This is a genomic window from Alteromonas sp. KUL42 (assembly GCF_006538325.1).
GTDB lineage: Bacteria > Pseudomonadota > Gammaproteobacteria > Enterobacterales > Alteromonadaceae > Alteromonas.
Genome location: NZ_BJKK01000005.1, coordinates 81,052 through 100,645 on the forward strand (window position 1 = coordinate 81,052; position 19,594 = coordinate 100,645).

13 protein-coding genes and 1 pseudogene are annotated in these 19,594 nt (G+C 43.4%); 5 read left to right on the plus strand and 9 right to left on the minus strand.

Features of this window, described 5'->3' with window-relative positions:
- Positions 1-11: 11 nt before the first annotated feature.
- From rplX to rnr, 5 genes and pseudogenes are all read right to left on the minus strand, one after another.
- Positions 12-326, minus strand: a complete 315-nt coding sequence (gene rplX / locus EYR97_RS09160; protein ID WP_012519227.1) for a 50S ribosomal protein L24 — start codon at positions 324-326, stop codon at positions 12-14.
- A gap of 12 nt (positions 327-338) precedes the next feature.
- Positions 339-707, minus strand: a complete 369-nt coding sequence (rplN, locus tag EYR97_RS09165; protein ID WP_012519228.1) for a 50S ribosomal protein L14 — start codon at positions 705-707, stop codon at positions 339-341.
- Between the two features lie 501 nt (positions 708-1,208).
- Complete coding sequence (locus EYR97_RS09170; protein ID WP_131093535.1) at positions 1,209-2,588, minus strand: DUF4397 domain-containing protein; 1,380 nt, start codon at positions 2,586-2,588, stop codon at positions 1,209-1,211.
- Between the two features lie 504 nt (positions 2,589-3,092).
- Complete coding sequence (rlmB, locus tag EYR97_RS09175; RefSeq protein WP_131093536.1) at positions 3,093-3,830, minus strand: 23S rRNA (guanosine(2251)-2'-O)-methyltransferase RlmB; 738 nt, start codon at positions 3,828-3,830, stop codon at positions 3,093-3,095.
- Positions 3,831-6,195: pseudogene (gene rnr / locus EYR97_RS09180) on the minus strand (ribonuclease R).
- Between the two features lie 240 nt (positions 6,196-6,435).
- Between rnr and EYR97_RS09185 the strand changes: the two are divergent.
- Positions 6,436-8,112 carry an alkaline phosphatase gene (locus EYR97_RS09185; RefSeq protein WP_131093537.1) on the plus strand — a complete coding sequence of 559 codons (1,677 nt, stop codon included), beginning with the start codon at positions 6,436-6,438 and terminating at the stop codon, positions 8,110-8,112.
- A gap of 125 nt (positions 8,113-8,237) precedes the next feature.
- On the opposite strand, the gene EYR97_RS09190 is transcribed toward EYR97_RS09185, so the two are convergent.
- The 3 genes from EYR97_RS09190 to EYR97_RS09200 form a co-directional block, all read right to left on the minus strand.
- On the minus strand, positions 8,238-10,580 hold the full coding sequence (locus EYR97_RS09190) for a TonB-dependent receptor (protein ID WP_131093538.1): 2,343 nt from the start codon (positions 10,578-10,580) through the stop codon (positions 8,238-8,240).
- A 368-nt stretch (positions 10,581-10,948) separates the two neighbouring features.
- Positions 10,949-11,599 carry a tetratricopeptide repeat protein gene (locus tag EYR97_RS09195; protein WP_131093539.1) on the minus strand — a complete coding sequence of 217 codons (651 nt, stop codon included), beginning with the start codon at positions 11,597-11,599 and terminating at the stop codon, positions 10,949-10,951.
- 179 nt (positions 11,600-11,778) lie between these two features.
- Positions 11,779-12,030 carry a TIGR02647 family protein gene (locus tag EYR97_RS09200; RefSeq protein WP_131093540.1) on the minus strand — a complete coding sequence of 84 codons (252 nt, stop codon included), beginning with the start codon at positions 12,028-12,030 and terminating at the stop codon, positions 11,779-11,781.
- 218 nt (positions 12,031-12,248) lie between these two features.
- Between EYR97_RS09200 and ubiD the strand changes: the two genes are divergently transcribed.
- The 4 genes from ubiD to EYR97_RS09220 all read left to right on the plus strand — a co-directional run bounded on the left by ubiD (position 12,249) and on the right by EYR97_RS09220 (position 17,328).
- Entirely contained in the window at positions 12,249-13,715 is a 1,467-nt protein-coding gene (gene ubiD, locus EYR97_RS09205; RefSeq protein WP_131093702.1) for a 4-hydroxy-3-polyprenylbenzoate decarboxylase, read from the plus strand.
- Between the two features lie 104 nt (positions 13,716-13,819).
- Positions 13,820-14,515, plus strand: coding sequence for an NAD(P)H-flavin reductase (gene fre, locus EYR97_RS09210; RefSeq protein WP_131093541.1), 696 nt, complete (start codon positions 13,820-13,822; stop codon positions 14,513-14,515).
- A gap of 241 nt (positions 14,516-14,756) precedes the next feature.
- Positions 14,757-16,148: a M28 family metallopeptidase gene (locus EYR97_RS09215; RefSeq protein WP_131093542.1), complete on the plus strand. Its 1,392-nt coding sequence runs from the start codon at positions 14,757-14,759 to the stop codon at positions 16,146-16,148.
- Positions 16,149-16,296: 148 nt separating this feature from the next.
- Entirely contained in the window at positions 16,297-17,328 is a 1,032-nt protein-coding gene (locus EYR97_RS09220; protein ID WP_131093543.1) for an ABC transporter substrate-binding protein, read from the plus strand.
- Positions 17,329-17,456: 128 nt separating this feature from the next.
- Here the strand turns inward: EYR97_RS09220 and EYR97_RS09225 are convergent, their stop codons facing one another.
- Positions 17,457-19,574: a TonB-dependent receptor gene (locus EYR97_RS09225; RefSeq protein ID WP_131093544.1), complete on the minus strand. Its 2,118-nt coding sequence runs from the start codon at positions 19,572-19,574 to the stop codon at positions 17,457-17,459.
- Positions 19,575-19,594: the final 20 nt, after the last annotated feature.

Sequence of the window (19,594 nt, forward strand, 5' to 3'; positions counted from 1 at the left end):
CTCCAATATAATTAAACAAGTTCGCCGTTAGACTTAAAGAAACGTACTTTCTTTTCGTCTTCGAAACGGAAACCAACGCGATCTGCTTTGCCCGTTGCCGGGTTAACAATCGCAACATTAGAAACGTGAATAGAAGCTTCTTTCTCAACGATACCACCAGCAACACCCAATTGTGGGTTAGGCTTAGTGTGTTTCTTAACGAGATTAACGCCTTCTACAATTACACGGTTATCAGCAATAAGCACGCGAAGAACTTTGCCTTGCTTGCCTTTGTCTTTACCCGCTAATACGACTACTTCATCATCACGACGAATTTTATTAGCCATTATCGTGACTCCTTATAGTACCTCTGGGGCCAATGAGATGATTTTCATGAAGTTTTCACTTCTCAACTCACGGGTAACCGGGCCAAAGATACGCGTACCAATTGGTTGCTTGTTTGCATTAAGCATAACAGCCGCGTTACCGTCAAAACGGATGGTAGAACCATCTGCACGACGAACGCCTTTTCTAGTACGCACCACCACTGCGTTCAGTACGTCACCTTTTTTAACTTTACCGCGAGGAATTGCTTCCTTAACAGTAACTTTGATGATGTCACCGATACCTGCATAACGGCGATGCGAGCCACCAAGAACCTTAATACACTGAACCCTGCGAGCGCCGCTGTTGTCTGCAACGTCCAGGTTAGTTTGCATTTGGATCATGTTAGTGCTCCGCTCTTAAAATTAAGACTCTCCCGAGTCGTTAGTGCTGCTAAAAACAACTGGATATCGTTGCTTTTATGTACATACCCCCATAAAAAGGGCGCGAAATAATAACAGAAAACTTTTTGAAGTGATAGCGGTAAATTGAATTATTTTTAAACTAAATGAACAATAAAAAAGCCCCGGTTAAAAACCGGGGTCAGCAATCTCTGAATTGATAATCAAGCAGGATTTTTGAGCATGTATTTAATGATTCAAAGCCGCTATTCAACGGCGCTTAGTAGCCTTCAATAATCTAACTGTAACTACAGCTTAGGATATTGAGTCATTGGCGCCGTTTTTCAAGTCACTTTATTCCATCTTTAAAACAAGGTTTCATAGCTAGCTGTGATACCAGTAAACCTAAGTCACTTTTTTCGTATAGAGCCTCGACGTTTTAAGACGCAAAACATTGGAAATATCACGCAATATTAGTAACTTAAAACCCAATGCGCCCATCACTTAATACAAGATTTTAATTTCGTAACCTGTAGACGTGTTCGCAGGCTCCACTGTCACAATGTAATTTTCTTCTTCAGTAAAACCAAACAACGACGTTCTATCTAGTAGAATTTGTTCATCGTTGTCATCTTCATACACAGCAATCACTTCATAGTAATCAGATGGAAGAACACGACTTGCACTTTCAGCAAATTCTAAGTTTTGTAAATCGTACTCAGCGGTGTCAATCGTTTCGTCGTTGCGAACTAGGTAGAAATCAACATCATCGTAATCGCTCACCAAGTTAATGAAGTTTACCGTTTTGTCATATGCTTGTGGCAAGCCACTCTCTAAAAATGTAGCCGCACCGAGTTTATTGTCTGCGCTGTAAATTAGTATCGCTTTACTTTCACCCTGATTGAGCGTGATGAGTTTATTGCTCAGTGCCACTGATGAATTTGAAGGGTCACTCACCGTAACTCTGTAATCTCCATAGCGGATTGCACTGAAATCAGATATTTCTCCTGCCGCTAAACTAAAGTTAACCTCTTCTTCGTCTGTGTTACCGCCAAAAGTAACATTCAGTTCAGTGTCGATTTCCGTTGAATTGTATATACGATATTGGGAATCAGCCTCAACATCGGTTAAGGCAGTGACAGTAGACGAATTTAAGATAGTGTCTACTACCAGTCCATTTTGGATTGCGCCACTCACGTCTCTAAGTGTTAGCAAATATTCCGTAGAATAGGCAAAGTTAACCGTTTGCGACTCAAAAATAACGTCATCGCTACCTGGTTGAGTTAAGTAAATGGTGTATTCCCCCTCATCAAAGTCATCGCTGTCTTCGTCTGTATCCCAGTATTCTAGCTCTGTTGCGTTTCCCGTGGTAACCGTTCCCAGAAAATGTGCAGCTTCGAACGGATCTCCAGACTCACTCATATAAAAATCATATGAAGATTCATCCGCCGCAACAGATAGTGCAAAAATTCTAAAGTGGTCTTCTAAGGTTTCTCGCTCAAACGAATACGTTGTAAATATAGGCGAGTTGAAATCTCCACTCATCACAACAATGGTCTTATAACCGTTGCGTAAGTTAGCCGTTAACTCATCAATGTAGACTTCTTGGTCATCAGAATCTGTGCGAATGAACTCAAGCTCTATGTCGCCATCCTCCATAGAAAACAGAGAAGTAGTGTCACCAAATTGCGCAGAACCAAAACTGTCACCATCTATCTCACGCATTTCCACATTCGCCCCATTCGGAGAGGCATTGTAAAACTGAATATAAGCATAGGTGTAATCTGAATCTGTGCTATCAGAGCCACCACATGCGGTCAAACCAATAATTGCTGTAAACGCAACAACGAGCGAGCGAATGACAGTTAACGATGTCAATTGCATAAATTGAATATCCTTTAGAAGTTTCTTTTTAAAACGAGCGTAAGTAATGCATTGTGAATGCATTGAGATCCTCACAATGTTGCATTATGGTAAGTTTGCTCGCTTATGGTTCACGGCTTTACGCAATCTTTGCAAAGCTGACTTTTCTTTAAGGTTTATTGACAATTTAAGAAAATTATTTCGCTAATAAGTAACCTCTTGTATGCGACATATGCTTTCAATTTGGGTAATACCAAATAGCGTATTGCACACGTAATATGGCATTAATTGCATGCATGTTGTGGTTGACTAATAAACCAATAGCAACATAAGGACGTTCGTAACAATTAGAGATAGAGGGAATAGGAAATAGTAGAGAAGACTAAGAACACACGTTATTTCGAGACCCCTGAGAATTTGGCAGTGCAAATCAGGCGCTTCAAAAGCGCCTGTAAAAAGTAGTTTTGTTTAATTTCAATAAAGCCAGTACAACGAAACGAGTGCACTGGCTATCACGATATAGCGCTAGCCTCGCTGTCTTACGATTTCGTATAAACATACGCCAGTAGCAACAGACACATTTAAACTTGTCACACTACCTGCCATGGGAAGCTTTACCAGTTCGTCACAGGTTTCTTTGGTGAGTCTGCGCATGCCTTTACCTTCCGCGCCCATTACCAGTGCTGTCGGCCCTTTAAGGTCAACATCATAAAGGGTTTTATCAGTTTCACCGGCAGTACCCACAACCCATAAACCTTTGTCCTGCAAATGTTTGAGTGTTCGAGCTAAGTTGGTTACTTGAATAAGGGGAACAACCTCAGCTGCACCGCAGGCTACTTTTCTAACAGTACCGTTTAGGCTTGCGGATTTATCTTTGGGCACCACGACAGCATGCACACCAGCCCCATCTGCAGTGCGTAAGCATGCACCTAAATTGTGCGGGTCGGTAATACCGTCTAACACCAAAATAAACGGTTGGGTTTCACGTGCAAGGATTGTGTCTAAATCAGCTTCATCAAGCACACGAGCAGGTTTTGCACGTGCAACCACACCCTGATGCTGCTCACCATTCACTTTGTCATCAAGTGCTTTTCGCTGACAAAATTGCACGGAAATACCAAAGCGACGAGCCTGATTTACAATGGTTGTGAGGCGCTCATCATTACGACCTTTTAGCACTAACACTTCCATAACACGCTCAGGTTCATTTTCTAAAACCGACTGCATGGCGTGTAAACCGTATAACCATTCTTGCTGCGCCATTTAACGCTTACCTCTTTTATTTAGCTTTAACGTCTTGCCACTTTTTGAACTACCTTTACCAGCAGACTTTGATGCCCCGTGATTAGGACTAGACTTACCTTTGCTGCCGCCTCGAGTGCTAGGTTTAGGATCACGAGTGGACTTTCGCACTGACTTCACTTTGACTTTCTTCCCGCCAGCGCCGCGCAGCATAGACTTATCAAGTAATAAATCAATCTTTCTTTCATCTAAGTTGACCGCTGCCACTTTTACTTCCACCGTATCTCCTAACCTAAATTGACGGTGGCCCGACTCACCTACTAATGCTTGTTTCACATCGTCATAGTGATAGAAGTCATCATCAAGCGATGTTATGTGTACAAGGCCATCAATGTGGTACTCAGTAATTCGAATAAACAAACCAAAGTTTGTAACAGAACTCACTACACCTTCGAAACTATCGCCAACGTGGTCAAGCATGAATTCACACTTGAGCCAATCCGCCACATCGCGAGTAGCGTCGTCTGCACGACGTTCAGTCATAGAGCATTGCTCACCCAACTGCTCTATTTCATCGATGGTATAACTCTTCGCGCCACTGACAGCCTTTTTACCTTGTTGCTTGGCAATAATGCCCTTCAATGCTCTATGCACGACTAAATCGGGATAACGACGAATAGGCGACGTAAAGTGCGCATAGGCTTCAAGCGCCAGTCCGAAATGCCCGACATTGTCGCCGTCGTATATGGCCTGTTTCATTGAACGAAGCAACATGGTTTGAATAAGCTCTTCGTCCACCCGCCCACGTGTTTTAAGTACTACGTCAGTAAACGCTGCGGGCTCCGCATCTTCCGTAATGCGGTGGGGAATGCCAATTTCACCTAAGTAACTAGTAAATGCAGTCAGTCTGTCTGCATCTGGCTTATCATGTACACGATATAAGGCCGGTGCTTCGTGCTTCTCTAGCATCAAGGCTGCACTCACGTTAGCCATGATCATGCACTCTTCAATAAGCTTGTGCGCGTCGTTTCTTACTAAAGGTACAATATTTTCAATTTTGCGCTGTGCATTAAATACAAACTTAACTTCTTGAGTTTCGAATTCAATTGCGCCGCGTTTTGAACGGGCGTTTTTTCAGAGCGCGATATAAATCGTGTAAATTTCGAAGGTGTGTTACGTGAGACTCGTAGCGCTGATGTAGTTCTTTATCGCCTTGTAAGATATTCCACACTTTCGTGTATGTTAAACGCGCATGAGAGTTCATCACTGCTTCGTAAAACTGGAACCCTTCCAATACACCCTGCGCGCTAATGGTCATTTCACAAACCATACATAAACGGTCGACTTCAGGGTTTAAGGAACATAATCCGTTCGACAACACCTCCGGTAGCATGGGAATCACTTGGTCAGGAAAATACACCGAGTTTCCACGCTGTTGCGCTTCATCATCAAGGGCTGAGCCGGTGCGAACATAATGGCTCACATCAGCAATGGCTACCCACAACTGCCAACCACCGTTGTCTAGAGGCTCACAGTACACAGCATCATCGAAATCACGTGCATCTTCACCGTCAATAGTAACCAGCGGCAGTTGTCTTAAATCGATGCGACCTTCTTTAGCGTCATCGGGAACTTTGTCGGTCAAGCTTTCTATCTGTTTAGTCACCCCTTTGGGCCATTGATGCGGGATGTCAAATGTCCTAAGCGCCATCTCTATTTCCATGCCCGGCGCCATGTGTTCGCCAAGTACTTCAACGATTTTACCCACAGGGCTCATTTTGCGTCGAGGTCGCTGCGTAATCTCAACTACTACAACTTGTCCCATACGCGCGCCATGTGTACCTTCAGGGGGAATAACGATTTCGTGTTGCAGTCGACTATCGTCAGGTACAACCATGCCAAAGCCTTGCTCAACAAAATAGCGACCTACAATAGGTTCGCTGCGAGGCTCGATGACTTGGGTAATAAAGGCTTCTTTTCTACCACGACGATCCGTTCCGCTAATGCGCGCTTCTACAACGTCATCGTGCATGAACAAATTCATTTGCCCTGCACTAATAAATAGGTCACCGCTTTTATCTTCTGGGCGCAAGAAACCATAGCCGTCACGATGACCGATAATTCGGCCTTTGATAATTTCATCACGGTTTTGCAGTATGTACTTTTTATGCTTAGTAAACTGAACCTGCCCTTCTCTTTCCATGGCACGTAAACGACGTTGAATGCCTATTCTGGCCTCTTCGTCAAAAGCGTTCACTAAATTACAAATATCAAGAAATGACAAGGGCTTGTCATGTTCTTTCAAAACAGTCATTAAGTATTCTCGGCTTGCGACCGGATTTTCGTACTTTTCTTTCTCGCGCTGATAATGCGGATCATCACTCATGTATTTTCAAATTACCTATCAATTATTTGGTGTATTGGTTGTTTGGTGCACAGTATAACAGTATTTACGGGAAAACATGATTTAAAGAAGAAATAGAAAATTGTAATTACACGTATCGCGTTGCGTCATACTCTGACATCACCATGTCACAATCAAGACGTATAAAACTGCCTGCAACCTCTTGATATTAAAACACTCAAGTAACTTTTCAGTTCAACCTTTATTGTAAAAGCAGGCATTATGGATAGAAGATCGTTTATCAAATTTTCGTCAATGATTGGCGCGGGTATGGCTGTATCAACAGGCATCGCTGGCTGCGTTTCAAACTCACGTCCACAAACTAACGCAATTTTCACTCACGGTGTTGCCAGTGGCGACCCGTTACAAGATGCTGTCATTATTTGGACTCGTGCAGAGCCCGAACCAAGCGTGTTAAAGGCTGACATTTTGTGGGAAGTAGCGAAAGACAACGCATTTGAGCAGATTATTGCAAGTGGCCATGCTGAAGCCATTGCTGCTCGTGACTTCACTGTAAAAGTGGATGTGAAAGGTTTATCACCAGATAGCAAATACTTTTACCGTTTTAGAAGCGCAAACAACCAAAGCGCTACAGGTGAAACCAGAACATTACCCGCTAAACACATCGATAAAATTACATTAGGTATTTTTTCATGTTCTAACTACCCAGCTGGTTTCTTTACGCCTTACATGGAAGCAGCTAAAGATGATGGCATTGACTACGTATTGCATCTAGGAGACTACATTTACGAATACGACGGCAAGGGCTATGCCACTGAACACGCCAAAGAGATTGGACGAACCTTTGCTGAGGATAATGATACCGAACTATTTACCCTTAACGATTATCGCAAACGCTACGCGCTCTATCGTACCGATATTGGCTTGTTGTCACTTCACCAAAAGAAGCCATTTATTGTAGTGTGGGACGACCACGAAATTAGCAATGATACCTATAGAGATGGCGCCGAAAATCATCAAGTGGAAGAAGGCGATTTTTACGCTCGCCGTGCTGCAGCCGTTCAAGCCTATTACGAGTGGCTTCCTATTCGCCCACCTTTTGGTAACGAACGCCTGGAAATTTATCGCCAGTTCACTTTTGGCGATTTATTCGACTTATATATGCTTGATACCCGTGTACTAGCCAGAGACAAGCAGCTTGAATACAGTCATTATCGCGACGCAAAAACCAAAGCGTTTGATCAAGCCGCGTTTACTGCTGATATCAGTAACCCAGAACGAGGCTTATTAGGAAAAGCACAACGAGATTGGCTCTTTGATGCCATGAAAAACAGTAATACCAAGTGGCAAGTTATTGGCCAACAGCTCCTTATTGCACGAATGCTGTTTCCGGTATCCATCTTTAATGGTGTACCTCGCGAACAAATAGCACCCCATGTGCACAAACTTGCCAACCTAAAGCGCAAGCAATTAGAAGGTGGCACATTAACTCAGCAAGAAATTCAGCAAATTGAAACCGTAATGCCGTATAACTTAGATGCTTGGGACGGTTATCCTGTGGAACGTGAGCAGTTTCTGACACAACTCAATACATTAGAAAAACCTATAATTGCCCTAGCAGGTGATACGCACAATGCTTGGCATAATAAGCTCACGTTGCAAGATGGTACCGAAGTAGCGGTTGAACTTGGCACACCCGGTGTCACTTCTCCCGGCATGGAGCATTATCTCAGTATGGATAATGATACTGCTAAGACAATGGCTGAAGATCTTCCTGTCCTCATCGAAGACTTACAGTACTGCAACTTGCATCAGCGAGGATACCTTACCCTTGCCATTACCCACGATGATGCTATTGCAAAATGGCATTATGTGGATGCCATACTTACCCCAAATGGTAAGGTGAGCGATATCCACACATTTGTAATTAGCGCGTAATTTACGATTTTCGTAAACATAAAAAAGCCGCCATTTCTGATTAGGAATTGGCGGCTTTTTACTGTGGAAGTAGTTAATGGCTCTAGCTAGATTGCTAGAGCGCCACTCAGTAAGAGATATTGCCGTTAAAAAGCATAATACAAACGCACGCCAGCAATTCTTGGCATACCGCGAACAAACGTAGGAATACCTATCCCGCCGCCAGTGTTACCAGCGTCGATAAGGAACTCTTTATCAAACAGATTATTCACGTAAAACTCATAGGCAAATTCACTATTTTCTCGATTGAGCTTCAGCGAGAAGTCAGTCAGTGAATACGTATCTTGAGACATCCCCGGATAGTTACTACTTTCAAAGAAAACCTCTGACTGGAAACTTGTCAACCAGTTTACGTCCATGGTCCAATTGTCAAAATGAACAACTTTGTTGATGTTGATAGCCCCACTCACTTCAGGTGCAAGTCTGAATTTATTACCGCCATATTGGAAAGGCGAACCATCAGATGTGTTATCAGCAAATTCTGCGTCTAAGAAACCCAGGCTTGCCGTGAAGGTAAGAGTATCGCTGTAGTTATAAGTGGCCATGCCTTCGATACCAGACATGGTCGAGTCACCCACGGTTACCGTTATAGACTGCAATGTTTCTTGGTCGGTATAGCTTTGCTGGTAGTCGCTGTACTCATAAGTAAAGATTGCCCCTGAGAATATGAAGTTAGCACTTTGATATTTAACCCCTAAATCGTAGCTATCTACTATTTCAGCTTTGGTTATTGTGGTGCCTGCTGCACTCGCATCAACAACAGGTGAGCGACGACCTTTCGCGTAGTTGGCATACAGGTTCCAATTGTTGTTCACGTCATAACTTACTGCAAAGCGCGGCAGCGTATCCGTAAAATCCCCTTCCCCTTCAAAAGTGAATGGGCCACCCGGTAAAGCGTAAGTATTGCGGGTAAAGCGGGTCTCATCGATATAGCGCACACCGGCGGTAATATTAATATCATCGGTTACAAAGTAAGACACTTCAGCCACATAAGAGGCAATATCTAGTTCGGCTTCAAAGGTATAGGGGCCTTGGATAAGAATAGGTGGAAGATCTGGATTGGAAATCGGTGTGCCATCGGCGTTGAACAATGATGAAACCAAAATTTGTCTAAGTGCTTCAATTTCCTCTAACGAGGCGTTAGTGGCTATATTTTGGTTAAGCGGAATATTCGAGCTAGCTTCCAATTGCGCTTTCACCGCATCAAATGTACCTCGAATGAATGGGTCAACCATAACGTAGTAAGGCAAAATTGAATCATCCTGAGAAATAGAGGCACCAATAAATCCGGCCCATTTGTCACCTGAATCGTATACCAAGCGTACAGAGCCACCTTTTAGCGTGGCATCATTCTCAAAATAGGCGTCTTGAATACGCAATGCTGTCCCGTCTGCATCAAAACCTTCGCTTACCTCAACGTCTTTATAGTAAGCATCTGCGTGAAGATTTAACGTTGAACTAAGAGCATAATTCGCAGAAATATCGTAAGACTGTAAGGTGCGTTCAATACCTAGTTCACTGCCTAGGCTGAACTCTGCGGCTGTGTAAGGGCTAGTATCGCCGCCCTTCGGTGCAATAGAGCCCGATTTAAACGCAATGCCAGGTTGATCGTTATACTCTAAGGCAGCACGGGCTATAACTTTTAGCTTGTCATAGTCCATTTTCCAAGTACCGCGAATCGCTTGTACAGATACGCCTTGGAGGTCTTCACTGCTACAAGGAACCGCATTCCCCTTGTGGTCATACATATTAGCGTTACCGTAATAAGAACCTTCACTACAAGCATTATTCTCAACGATCCCATCCATCTCACGATATAGACCCGCTACGCGAAAACTATGGTTGTCGTTAACCGGTAAGTTGAACATGAACTCAAGCTCTTCGCCTTGTTCACTGTTGTAGCCTAATTGCACTTTTCCTTCTTTAACATCTGAAGGTAAATTAGAGTGAATACTAATGGCACCGTTGGCAGCTGCTACACCAAACAAGGTTGGTTGTGGGCCTTTTAGTACCTCAACACGGGCTATGTCATATAACGCCACACTTGATACTGTTTTTTTACTGATGTCGAAACCATCTTGGTAAACCGAAATCCGCGGTGTCGCAGAAACCGAAGATACATCATCTGTTACCCCGCGAATATTAAATGAAGGCAAGCTCACGGCTTGTTCTTGAATTTGCACATTGGGCAAGATACGAGAAAGCTCGTCCAATTCCATAATATTGGTGCGTTCTAAAAACTCGGCACCAATAACATCCATAGTAACAGGCACATCCATAACAGACTGTTCGCGCATTTGTGCGGTAACAGTGATTTCTTCTATATAGTCATTATCTGCTGATGAACTATCAGGTACTTCAATTTGAGAAAATGCAGGAGCTGCCAGAGAAAACAATACGGCGCTTGCAATAAGAGAGCGGGTAAACATAAAACATTCCTTTCGTGTGTGCTGAATATTTTTATAAGACTCGCTGTAAATAAGAACAGCGAAGCACAAGAATGTAGAGTGACTTTAAGAAGGTTCGATGACGCAAACGTGACAAGTAAGAGGCAGTTTTGTGACAGATAATTGTTTTAAATATCAGTCTATTAATGAAGGAAATAGATGTAAAAATTAAAAGCTTGATTAGTTAGCGATAATTGCAGCGCTTACCTTGCTGACTAAATGGGGTGTAAATGGGTTTATGATGTGATAGATACACGCCTTCTTTGACAATATTCAGTTACCACGCCCTATGCTAACGGGAAAGCGCAAAAAATTTTAACGCACTTTGATGTCGTTATTTTTACCTAGTTTTAGCTGTCTAAAGGACGGCGTGCAGCACGCACCGCTTTGGGATGCATTAATGCTTCTAACTGAGAGAGGTAACCTGCAATTTGTTGGTGCTGTTGTTTATCATCGGTAACCGAGTTGTATAGCCAATGGTACGCATCTTCATAATCGTAAGGGCTTCCATAACCTTCTAAAAACAACTCAACTAGGCGAATTTGCGCTTTTAAATTTTGTAATGCCGATGCTTCACGCAAATACACAACCGCGCGGGATTTGTCTTGCTGAACAAGGGTGCCTTTAGCGTAGTAACGACCTAATTGTTCCAAAGCCGCAGGGAAACCTTGGTTTGCTGCATCTTCCATATAACTTATTCCACGGGCTGGCTCTGCATCAACACATACACCCCACGCAAGCATGTCTCCCCATAGAAACTGATAAGCCGGTACTTTTAATACATCAGCGCGCGCTTCAATATCTTGAACTAACTGACAGCGGTCTTCCACAACCTTGTTTAGATGTGTATTCGCATTAATCATTTCTATGAGTTTATCTTGGTCGTACAACTGAACAGCGCGAAGCTCTTCAAGCGTTTCACCTTCAAGCGCCACTGCATGAGGCGCTACCAAAGCAGACGTTAAACCGAATAAAAATAAAGAAGAAAGTATGCTTTTCATAACCATTGCTTTAGTCAACATTAATAAGCGTAAACATTGATGATCGTATACATGTTATCGACTAAGTATAGAATATCTTAACGGGAATGTGCTGTTATTCATTCTCAACGGTACTGAGAATGAATAACAAACCTTTCGATGAGTTAATTTCTTACACTTGAACTCACAAGGCACACTAACTAGTGACTGCTTTTCCTTGGACATAAGGCCGATTGAATATGGCGAGCATGGTCAGCTAAATCTATTCCTAAATCGGTGAGGTAGCCACCGTCTGACTGTGTAATTAACCCTTTCGTGTATAAACGAGATGCCGCGTTTACCATAGATTGGCTAGCATCGTGATGAATTTTCAAACCTTGTAGTAGGCTATCGGTTGGAAACTTAAGTAATAAGTTTAGTTCGTCGAGCATGTCCTGATCGAATATCGTCATGTGACCACCTTAGGCAAAGGATTTATAAATAGCGCTTTTTTTCTGATTATGCGCACTTTCCTATATCACACCCAATTTACGATGCTGTAAAGCGTAATTTTAACAACCGAACGTAAATTCTGTGATTAGAGCCCGTTTAACACCTCGAACTGATCGGACTTTGCTTCGAAATAGTATATTCTTGGCATATAGCAATGATGTGGAAAAACCAACTCAAAATGAAGTACAAAGATTTACGTGATTTTATTCGACAATTAGAAGCCAAAGGTGAGTTGGTACGCATCAACCAGCCCATTGATACCGATTTAGAAATGACAGAGATTGCAGATCGTACTCTTCGTGCTGGTGGACCTGCGCTTTTATTCGAAAATCCGAAGAATCACACTATGCCTGTACTTGCTAACCTTTTCGGTACACCTGAACGTGTAGCCATGGGAATGGGGCAAGACTCAGTCGAGGCGCTTCGCGAGGTAGGTAAACTGCTGGCTTACTTAAAAGAGCCCGAACCGCCAAAAGGCCTTAAAGATCTATGGGAAAAGCTTCCCGTGTTCAAACAAGTTTTGAATATGCCCACAAAAGTGCTAAAAAAAGCACCTTGTCAGGAAGTCGTGATCACCGGTGATGATGTGGACTTATCGACAATCCCTATTCAACGCTGCTGGCCCGGCGATGTTGCCCCATTAGTAACATGGGGACTAAGTATTACGAAAGGCCCACACAAGAAGCGCCAAAATTTGGGAATTTATCGTCAGCAAGTTATAGGCAAAAATAAACTTATTATGCGCTGGTTGTCCCATCGTGGGGGGGCGTTGGATTTTCGCGAGTGGTGTCAAACAAACCCGGGCGAACCCTACCCTGTGTCGGTGGCGTTAGGTGCTGACCCTGCCACTATTCTCGGTGCGGTAACCCCTGTTCCAGATACACTTTCAGAATATGCTTTTGCGGGCCTACTTCGTGGTGATAAAACCGAAGTGGTTAAGTCGATTAGCAACGATTTACAAGTACCAGCAAGTGCAGAGATTGTTCTTGAAGGTTACATTGCACAAGATGAAATGGCACCTGAGGGGCCATATGGCGATCACACGGGGTATTATAACGAAGTAGATGACTTCCCCGTATTCACCGTTACACACATTACTCATCGAAAAAACCCTATTTATCACTCTACATATACTGGCCGCCCACCTGATGAGCCGGCCATTTTAGGCGTAGCACTGAATGAAGTATTTGTACCCATATTGCAAAAGCAATTTCCTGAGATTGTAGATTTCTATCTACCGCCAGAGGGTTGTTCTTATCGCATGGCCGTTGTCACTATGAAAAAGCAATATCCGGGTCACGCCAAGCGCGTAATGATGGGCGTATGGTCTTTCCTCCGTCAGTTCATGTACACAAAATTTGTTATTGTTTGCGATGACGATGTGAATGCCAGAGACTGGAACGATGTAATTTGGGCGATTACCACGCGAATGGACCCCGCCCGTGATACTGTAATGATTGAAAATACCCCAATTGACTACTTAGACTTTGCTTCTCCTGTATCGGGTTTGGGTTCAAAAATGGGTATGGATGCCACCAACAAAATGCCCGGTGAAACCGACCGAGAATGGGGTGTACCTATTGTTATGGATGAAGACGTTAAGAAACGGGTAGATGATATCTGGGATGAACTTGGTATTATGTAGCTAACAGACGCAAAGCGAGCTGATTCAAAGCAAGCATAATCGAAGCAAACAGAATAAGAGCTACCAAAGGCGACACGCTGAACCAAAAGGTAAAAAGAGAAGACATGTCACACGTTATTTGTAAGGTTGCAAGCATTACGCCTTTAACCGAAGTTGTAAAAAAAGTGGAATTAACGCCACAGTCTCCTGTCAGTTTTAAAGCAGGCCAATACGCCATGGCGATTATGGGCGAAAAAGATATGCGCCCTTTCTCTATAGCAAATGCCGCGTACGATAATAATCGTATCGAGCTTCATATTGGTGCAGAAGCGGGTAATCGATATGCCGGTGAAGTACTTGAACGTATGCAAGCTGACGGAGAAATCACCCTTAGTATTGGTAACGGCAATGCCTTTTTACAAAGTAATGGGCTGCCTATTGTACTTATTGCCGGTGGTACTGGTTTTTCTTATGCATATTCTATTTTGCAGGAACATTTGCACAGTAAGGATACAACCCCAATCACTCTATATTGGGGGGGCAGACATGCGCAAGATTTGTACTTGACAGATAAGCTAGCAGCGCTAGCTGAAGCTAACCCACACTTTACTTTTGTGCCTGTAGTGGAATTTGCAGAGGACGATTGGACAGGCAGAACCGGTTGGGTACACCATGCCGTTATGGCAGATCACGCTAACTTCGAAAATGTACAGGTGTATGTAGCAGGTCGTTTCGAAATGGCAAAGGTGGTACGCGATGACTTTACGCAACGAGGATTGAAAACAGAAAATCTGTTTGGCGATGCCTTTGCTTTTATCTAAATAGATGTATTTAACAGGCTCTAAGTAAATATCGAATTTTCATTGTACCGAAGCCGACTATTTGTCGGCCTCTTTGTTCTTGCGATAAAGTGCCACATTGCACGTTCGCTCCCGTTGTTCCATAAGCCTGCATTCGCTAATGTTACTAAACAGTACTACTCTGCCTAGAGCCTGTGTAAATAGTAAAACGCTCAATTGTAGAAAGCACATAACAAAAATAGTAAAAAAATGGGAACGAACAATGATAAAAAACATTCCTCGCACAAGTAAACCTTCTTTACTGAACCTAGTGCTTGCCCTTGGCGCACTTTCTTCGTTTACAGCCAATGCCAATAGCGAGCAACAACAATCGCTTTACGATATTGCCGATGCTATATCAGCTGAGCGTATAGAAAGTGATATTACAACCCTCGTTAATTTCGGTACACGACATACATTGTCTGAAACCAAATCTGACACCAGAGGTATTGGTGCAGCTCGCCGCTGGATTAAATCAGAGTTCGACAAAATTTCTGCTGAATGTGGCGGTTGTTTGGAAGTGTATTTTCAATCCGAAGTGATCAGTGGTGAAAAACGTATTCCCGACCCTGTTGAAGTCGTCAGCGTTATTGCCGTTCAACGAGGTACTACTGATCCAGATAGGTATGTGATCATGTCAGGAGATATCGACTCCCGCGTATCTGATGTTATGGATTTCACTTCTGACGCGCCTGGCGCAAACGATAATGCTTCAGGCGTCGCAGGCACTCTTGAAGCAGCGCGAGTTCTTTCAAAGTACAAGTTCAACGGCACTATTGTTTACGCGGCTCTAGCCGGTGAAGAGCAAGGGTTGTTTGGTGGTCGTATTATGGCGAAAAAGGCCAAAGAAGACGGCTGGCGTATTAAAGCCGTATTAAATAACGACATGATAGGTAACATTGAAGGCGTTAACGGTGTTATCAATAACGCCACGGCACGCATATTTGCAGAAGGTACCCGTGTAACTGAAACCGAAGATGAAGCTCGCCGCAGACGCTTTACCGGTGGCGAAGTAGATTCACCAAGCCGTAATTTGGCCCGTTATATTGATAAAATAGCCGACCAATATATTGAGAACCTAAATACCATGGTGATTTACCGACTTGACCGCTTTGGTCGTGGAGGCCACCACCGACCATTCAACGACCTAGGATATCCGGGTATTCGTATCATGGAAACCAACGAAAACTACACACGTCAACATCAAGATTTACGTACTGAAGATGGCATTGTGTATGGTGATACACTAGAGGGTGTAAATTTTGATTATGCCGCCAAGCTCACTGGCTTAAATGCGGTTTCGCTTGCCGCTATGGCATGGGCACCTAACCCACCAAGCAAGGTCACCATTGAAGGCGCGGTTCAACCTTCCACCACGCTGAAATGGAGTGCACTTGACGAAGCCCAAAACCCGCAATTAAAAGGTTACAAAGTATATTGGCGACACACCGATGCCCCGCAATGGGAGTACAGTAAATTCGTAGGGAATGTAACAGAAGCCACACTAGAAAATATTGTTATCGATAATTATTTCTTTGGCGTTGCAAGTGTTAATAAAGAGGGCGTTGAAAGCGTTGTTGTGTACCCCGGTGCAGCTGGAAGTTTTGGAGAGTAAATACAACGGTCCTCCATCGAATTTCGACGGTATTGGGTAAGCCCAGTACCGTTGGTTTTGACTTCCTCACTTTGAGTGTTTATTGGAATAACAAGTAGAACTACATTACAGTGTACTAAACGCATTGTAGTAGCACGGAGATGTAAGCTTGCTTGAATTGATATCCGCCACTCGCCTAAGACAAAAACGTATCAGTACCCTTCTTTTTGGTGTTTTTGCCTCTTTACTTCTGTCTAGTGCCAGTGCGAATGAAAATCGAGCTAGCGTTACACTTGGTGCAGCGCCATTTGAAACCTATGTTAGCAATGATGGCGAGCCCGCCAGATTAAACGCCATTGTCAGTGAAGCCTTTGATTCAACTGAATTAGACATTCAACTACACGTTATGCGCGACGCGTTTCTTGGCAGTGCGCTATTAACAGGCAAAATTGACGGTGAGTTTGCCTTTGTCGATTTAGGAGAAAATAACAGCCAATTTATTCTTTCCGACATTTATTTACCTCTTTACCTTTATGCTGTTAGCAAACGCGATAATGTGAACCACATCACGCTTTTTCCACACTTAAAGGATAATCGCGTGGCTATTGAAAACCGTTTTGCAAACACACCCGAACTGCGAATGCTAAAAGAGGTAAAATGGTCTAGAAACCCTTCAACCTTTGACGCCTTTCGCCAACTTGCTGATGAAAGAGCCCCCTACCTGATTACCTCACAACTTCTCGCGCAAGAATTTAATACGCTACTAACAGACACAAAAGGTGCGCGTATTTACTTTTCTCAGAAACCGCTTGTAGTTACCGGTTTTAGATTAGCCATAAATAAAAACGTTAGCCATGCAAACCGGATAATTGACGCATTTAATGCTGCTATTAATACAATGCAAAACGATGGGCGATTTAACAAATTACTCGCGCGGCCTTGGTTAACCAAAGACGTAGATGGTGACGGTATTGCAGATTTTATAGGCAGCGCATCTACAACCCATAAAAGCCATACTACACACAACGCCTACTCTCTAGATGGGAAACCTACCGCTACGGATAGTCGGTATTTTATCGATAATCGGCCTTATACTTCTCTTTCAGATGCGCAAAAAGTGCTGCCAAGTGAAAATGAAATTCCTGCTAACACATCGCTATTAGATGCTACAACTTACCAGAAAATAATACGCAGCTGGTAATAGCAGATTTAATATTGAAAGGTCATATCGAAAGTTAATATTGGTAGAAGATACACCTCGCTAGATTACGCTATATCACAAGCATAACCAAAGCGAGATGTAACACGCAGAAATAGGCAGCTCACAGTTTAAAATGAATAAGTCACACCCAAGGTTGCTGTTGTACCCAATCCTTTAATATTGTAACCACCATAGGTGTAAGATTGTGCACGTGATGGGTAGTAGTCACTATTAAAGAGGTTTTCAACCCCCATAAACGCGTTCCAATTTTCAGCAAACTGATATTGCCCGCTCAGGTTAACAATATTGTAGCTTGATATCGGCCCCTGATCGCCAACATAGTCACCATCAGCATTGGGCGAGAATCGCTTTCGGTCCCCTACATGTAAGTAGCTTACCGTTAAAGATAAGTCGTCATAGGGCTTCCAATTCACATTGGCTGTTGCTTTAGGAGGGCTAATTTGGCGAGACCCCAAATACACATCTGCTTCAGTGTTTTTGCCTTCTACATAGCTATAGGTTGCTACTAAACTTAACGTGTCTGAAATACGGTAATCAAGTAGCCCCTCGTAGCCCCAAATCTCTTGCGGTGCGCGTACAGGTTCATAAACCCCTGTTACTTCGTTGAAGCTATTGGTTGTACCTAATTCTGAGGTACTTCTATAAGCTGCGACTTCAACACGAACTTGGTCAAAAAGTGACGTGAAACCTATTTCGTAGTTGTCGATGATCGATGCTTCGGTTTGAATTAACCCTATATCATCCACTGTCGCGGCGCGCAGTAAGCGCCCTATATCGGCAATATCAGAACCTTGGGAGTAATTGAAAAACGGACTAAATACTTCGCTCCAATTGTACTTAATTGCAATGTTGTACGTTGTAGCGTCATAGTCGATGGTATCCCCTTTAACCTGCAGAGGAACGGAGCACTGAGTTTCAGACCGGCACAGCTTCAACGTTTCATAATCATCTACCGACAGGTCAATGCTTTCTCTTCTAACCCCAGCTTTAACAATAATATCGTCGTTAATTACCCATTTGGTTTGTAGAAAGCCAGCTAAACTATCCATTTCCATTTCAGGTACCCATACGCGCCCATCCACTAATGGCTGTGAGGTTGTGTCTTTTAGCGCATCAATACCATAAATAAACGTGGCCTCAACCCCCTCAAAGTCTACCGCTGTATTAAATGTCGCGCGGGCGCCACGCTTTTCTGAGCGAATGATTGACTGGCCACCATCATAGCCCTCATCAGGGTTGGCAAGATTTGGTGAAAAGAAGAACACGTTTTCAATATCTTGCGTATAAACGTCCAAGGTCATTTCACTATTTGCAAAGATATTGCTGTCGGTATACTTAACGGTAATATTTTCATTTCCGTCTGGGCCCTGAGGTTTTCCGCGCTTTTGTAGCGCTTCAGGTACGTGAATAGCGTAAGTTTTTACCCCTTCATTAATATCCCCAGGTACATCTGCCAAATCCGTTTTTTGTTGTGAACTAAAGTAGTTATAGCTGAACTGAAGGCGCTTCTCTTGATCAAAATCGTAGCCTAATTTGGTGAAGTAGTTTTGAGTCTCTGCGTCTGATAATCCATATTGTAAACCTAAAATATCCCCTTCTGCGTCGCGCTGAACGCCATTTTCTTCGTAGCTTGCCGTAAAGAGATAATCAAAATTTTCTACTTTGCCATTTACTGCGGCAGACACACGCGCCCCAGCTGACTCTTCAAGTTTAACGGCGCTAAAACGTGAAGATAAACTTACTTGCCCTTGATGTGTATTTTGCGAAGTGGCTTGTTTTGTAATGTAGTTGATAATACCGCCTGACGCGCCATTGCCATAAACCGAGGTCGCCCCCTTAATAACTTCTATTCTCGCAAGCGCACTTGGGTCGATGGTTTTCACCCCCAGCGATCCATTTCGAAGTGGTGTGGATTGCGGCACACCATCAATCATTACCAATGGCGCTCGCCCGCGCAGCGATTGCCCAGTGTTACTAGAACTGCCAGTATCAGGAGCAAGACCTGGAACCATTTGTGCTAACAGGCTTTGCAGTTCAGGGTTAACCTTTAAATGGTCTTCAATCTGCTTTCTTGATATTACGGTAATTGACGCTGGTACTTCGTCGATACTTTCAATAACACGGCTTCCAGACACGATAATGCGTTCTACGTCGTCTTGGGGGCTACTTGCAAGAGAAGGAGCGCTAACCGCAAGGGCAATGAGTGATAACTGGGCTTTAAACATGAAAACTCTTTTAAGAAATT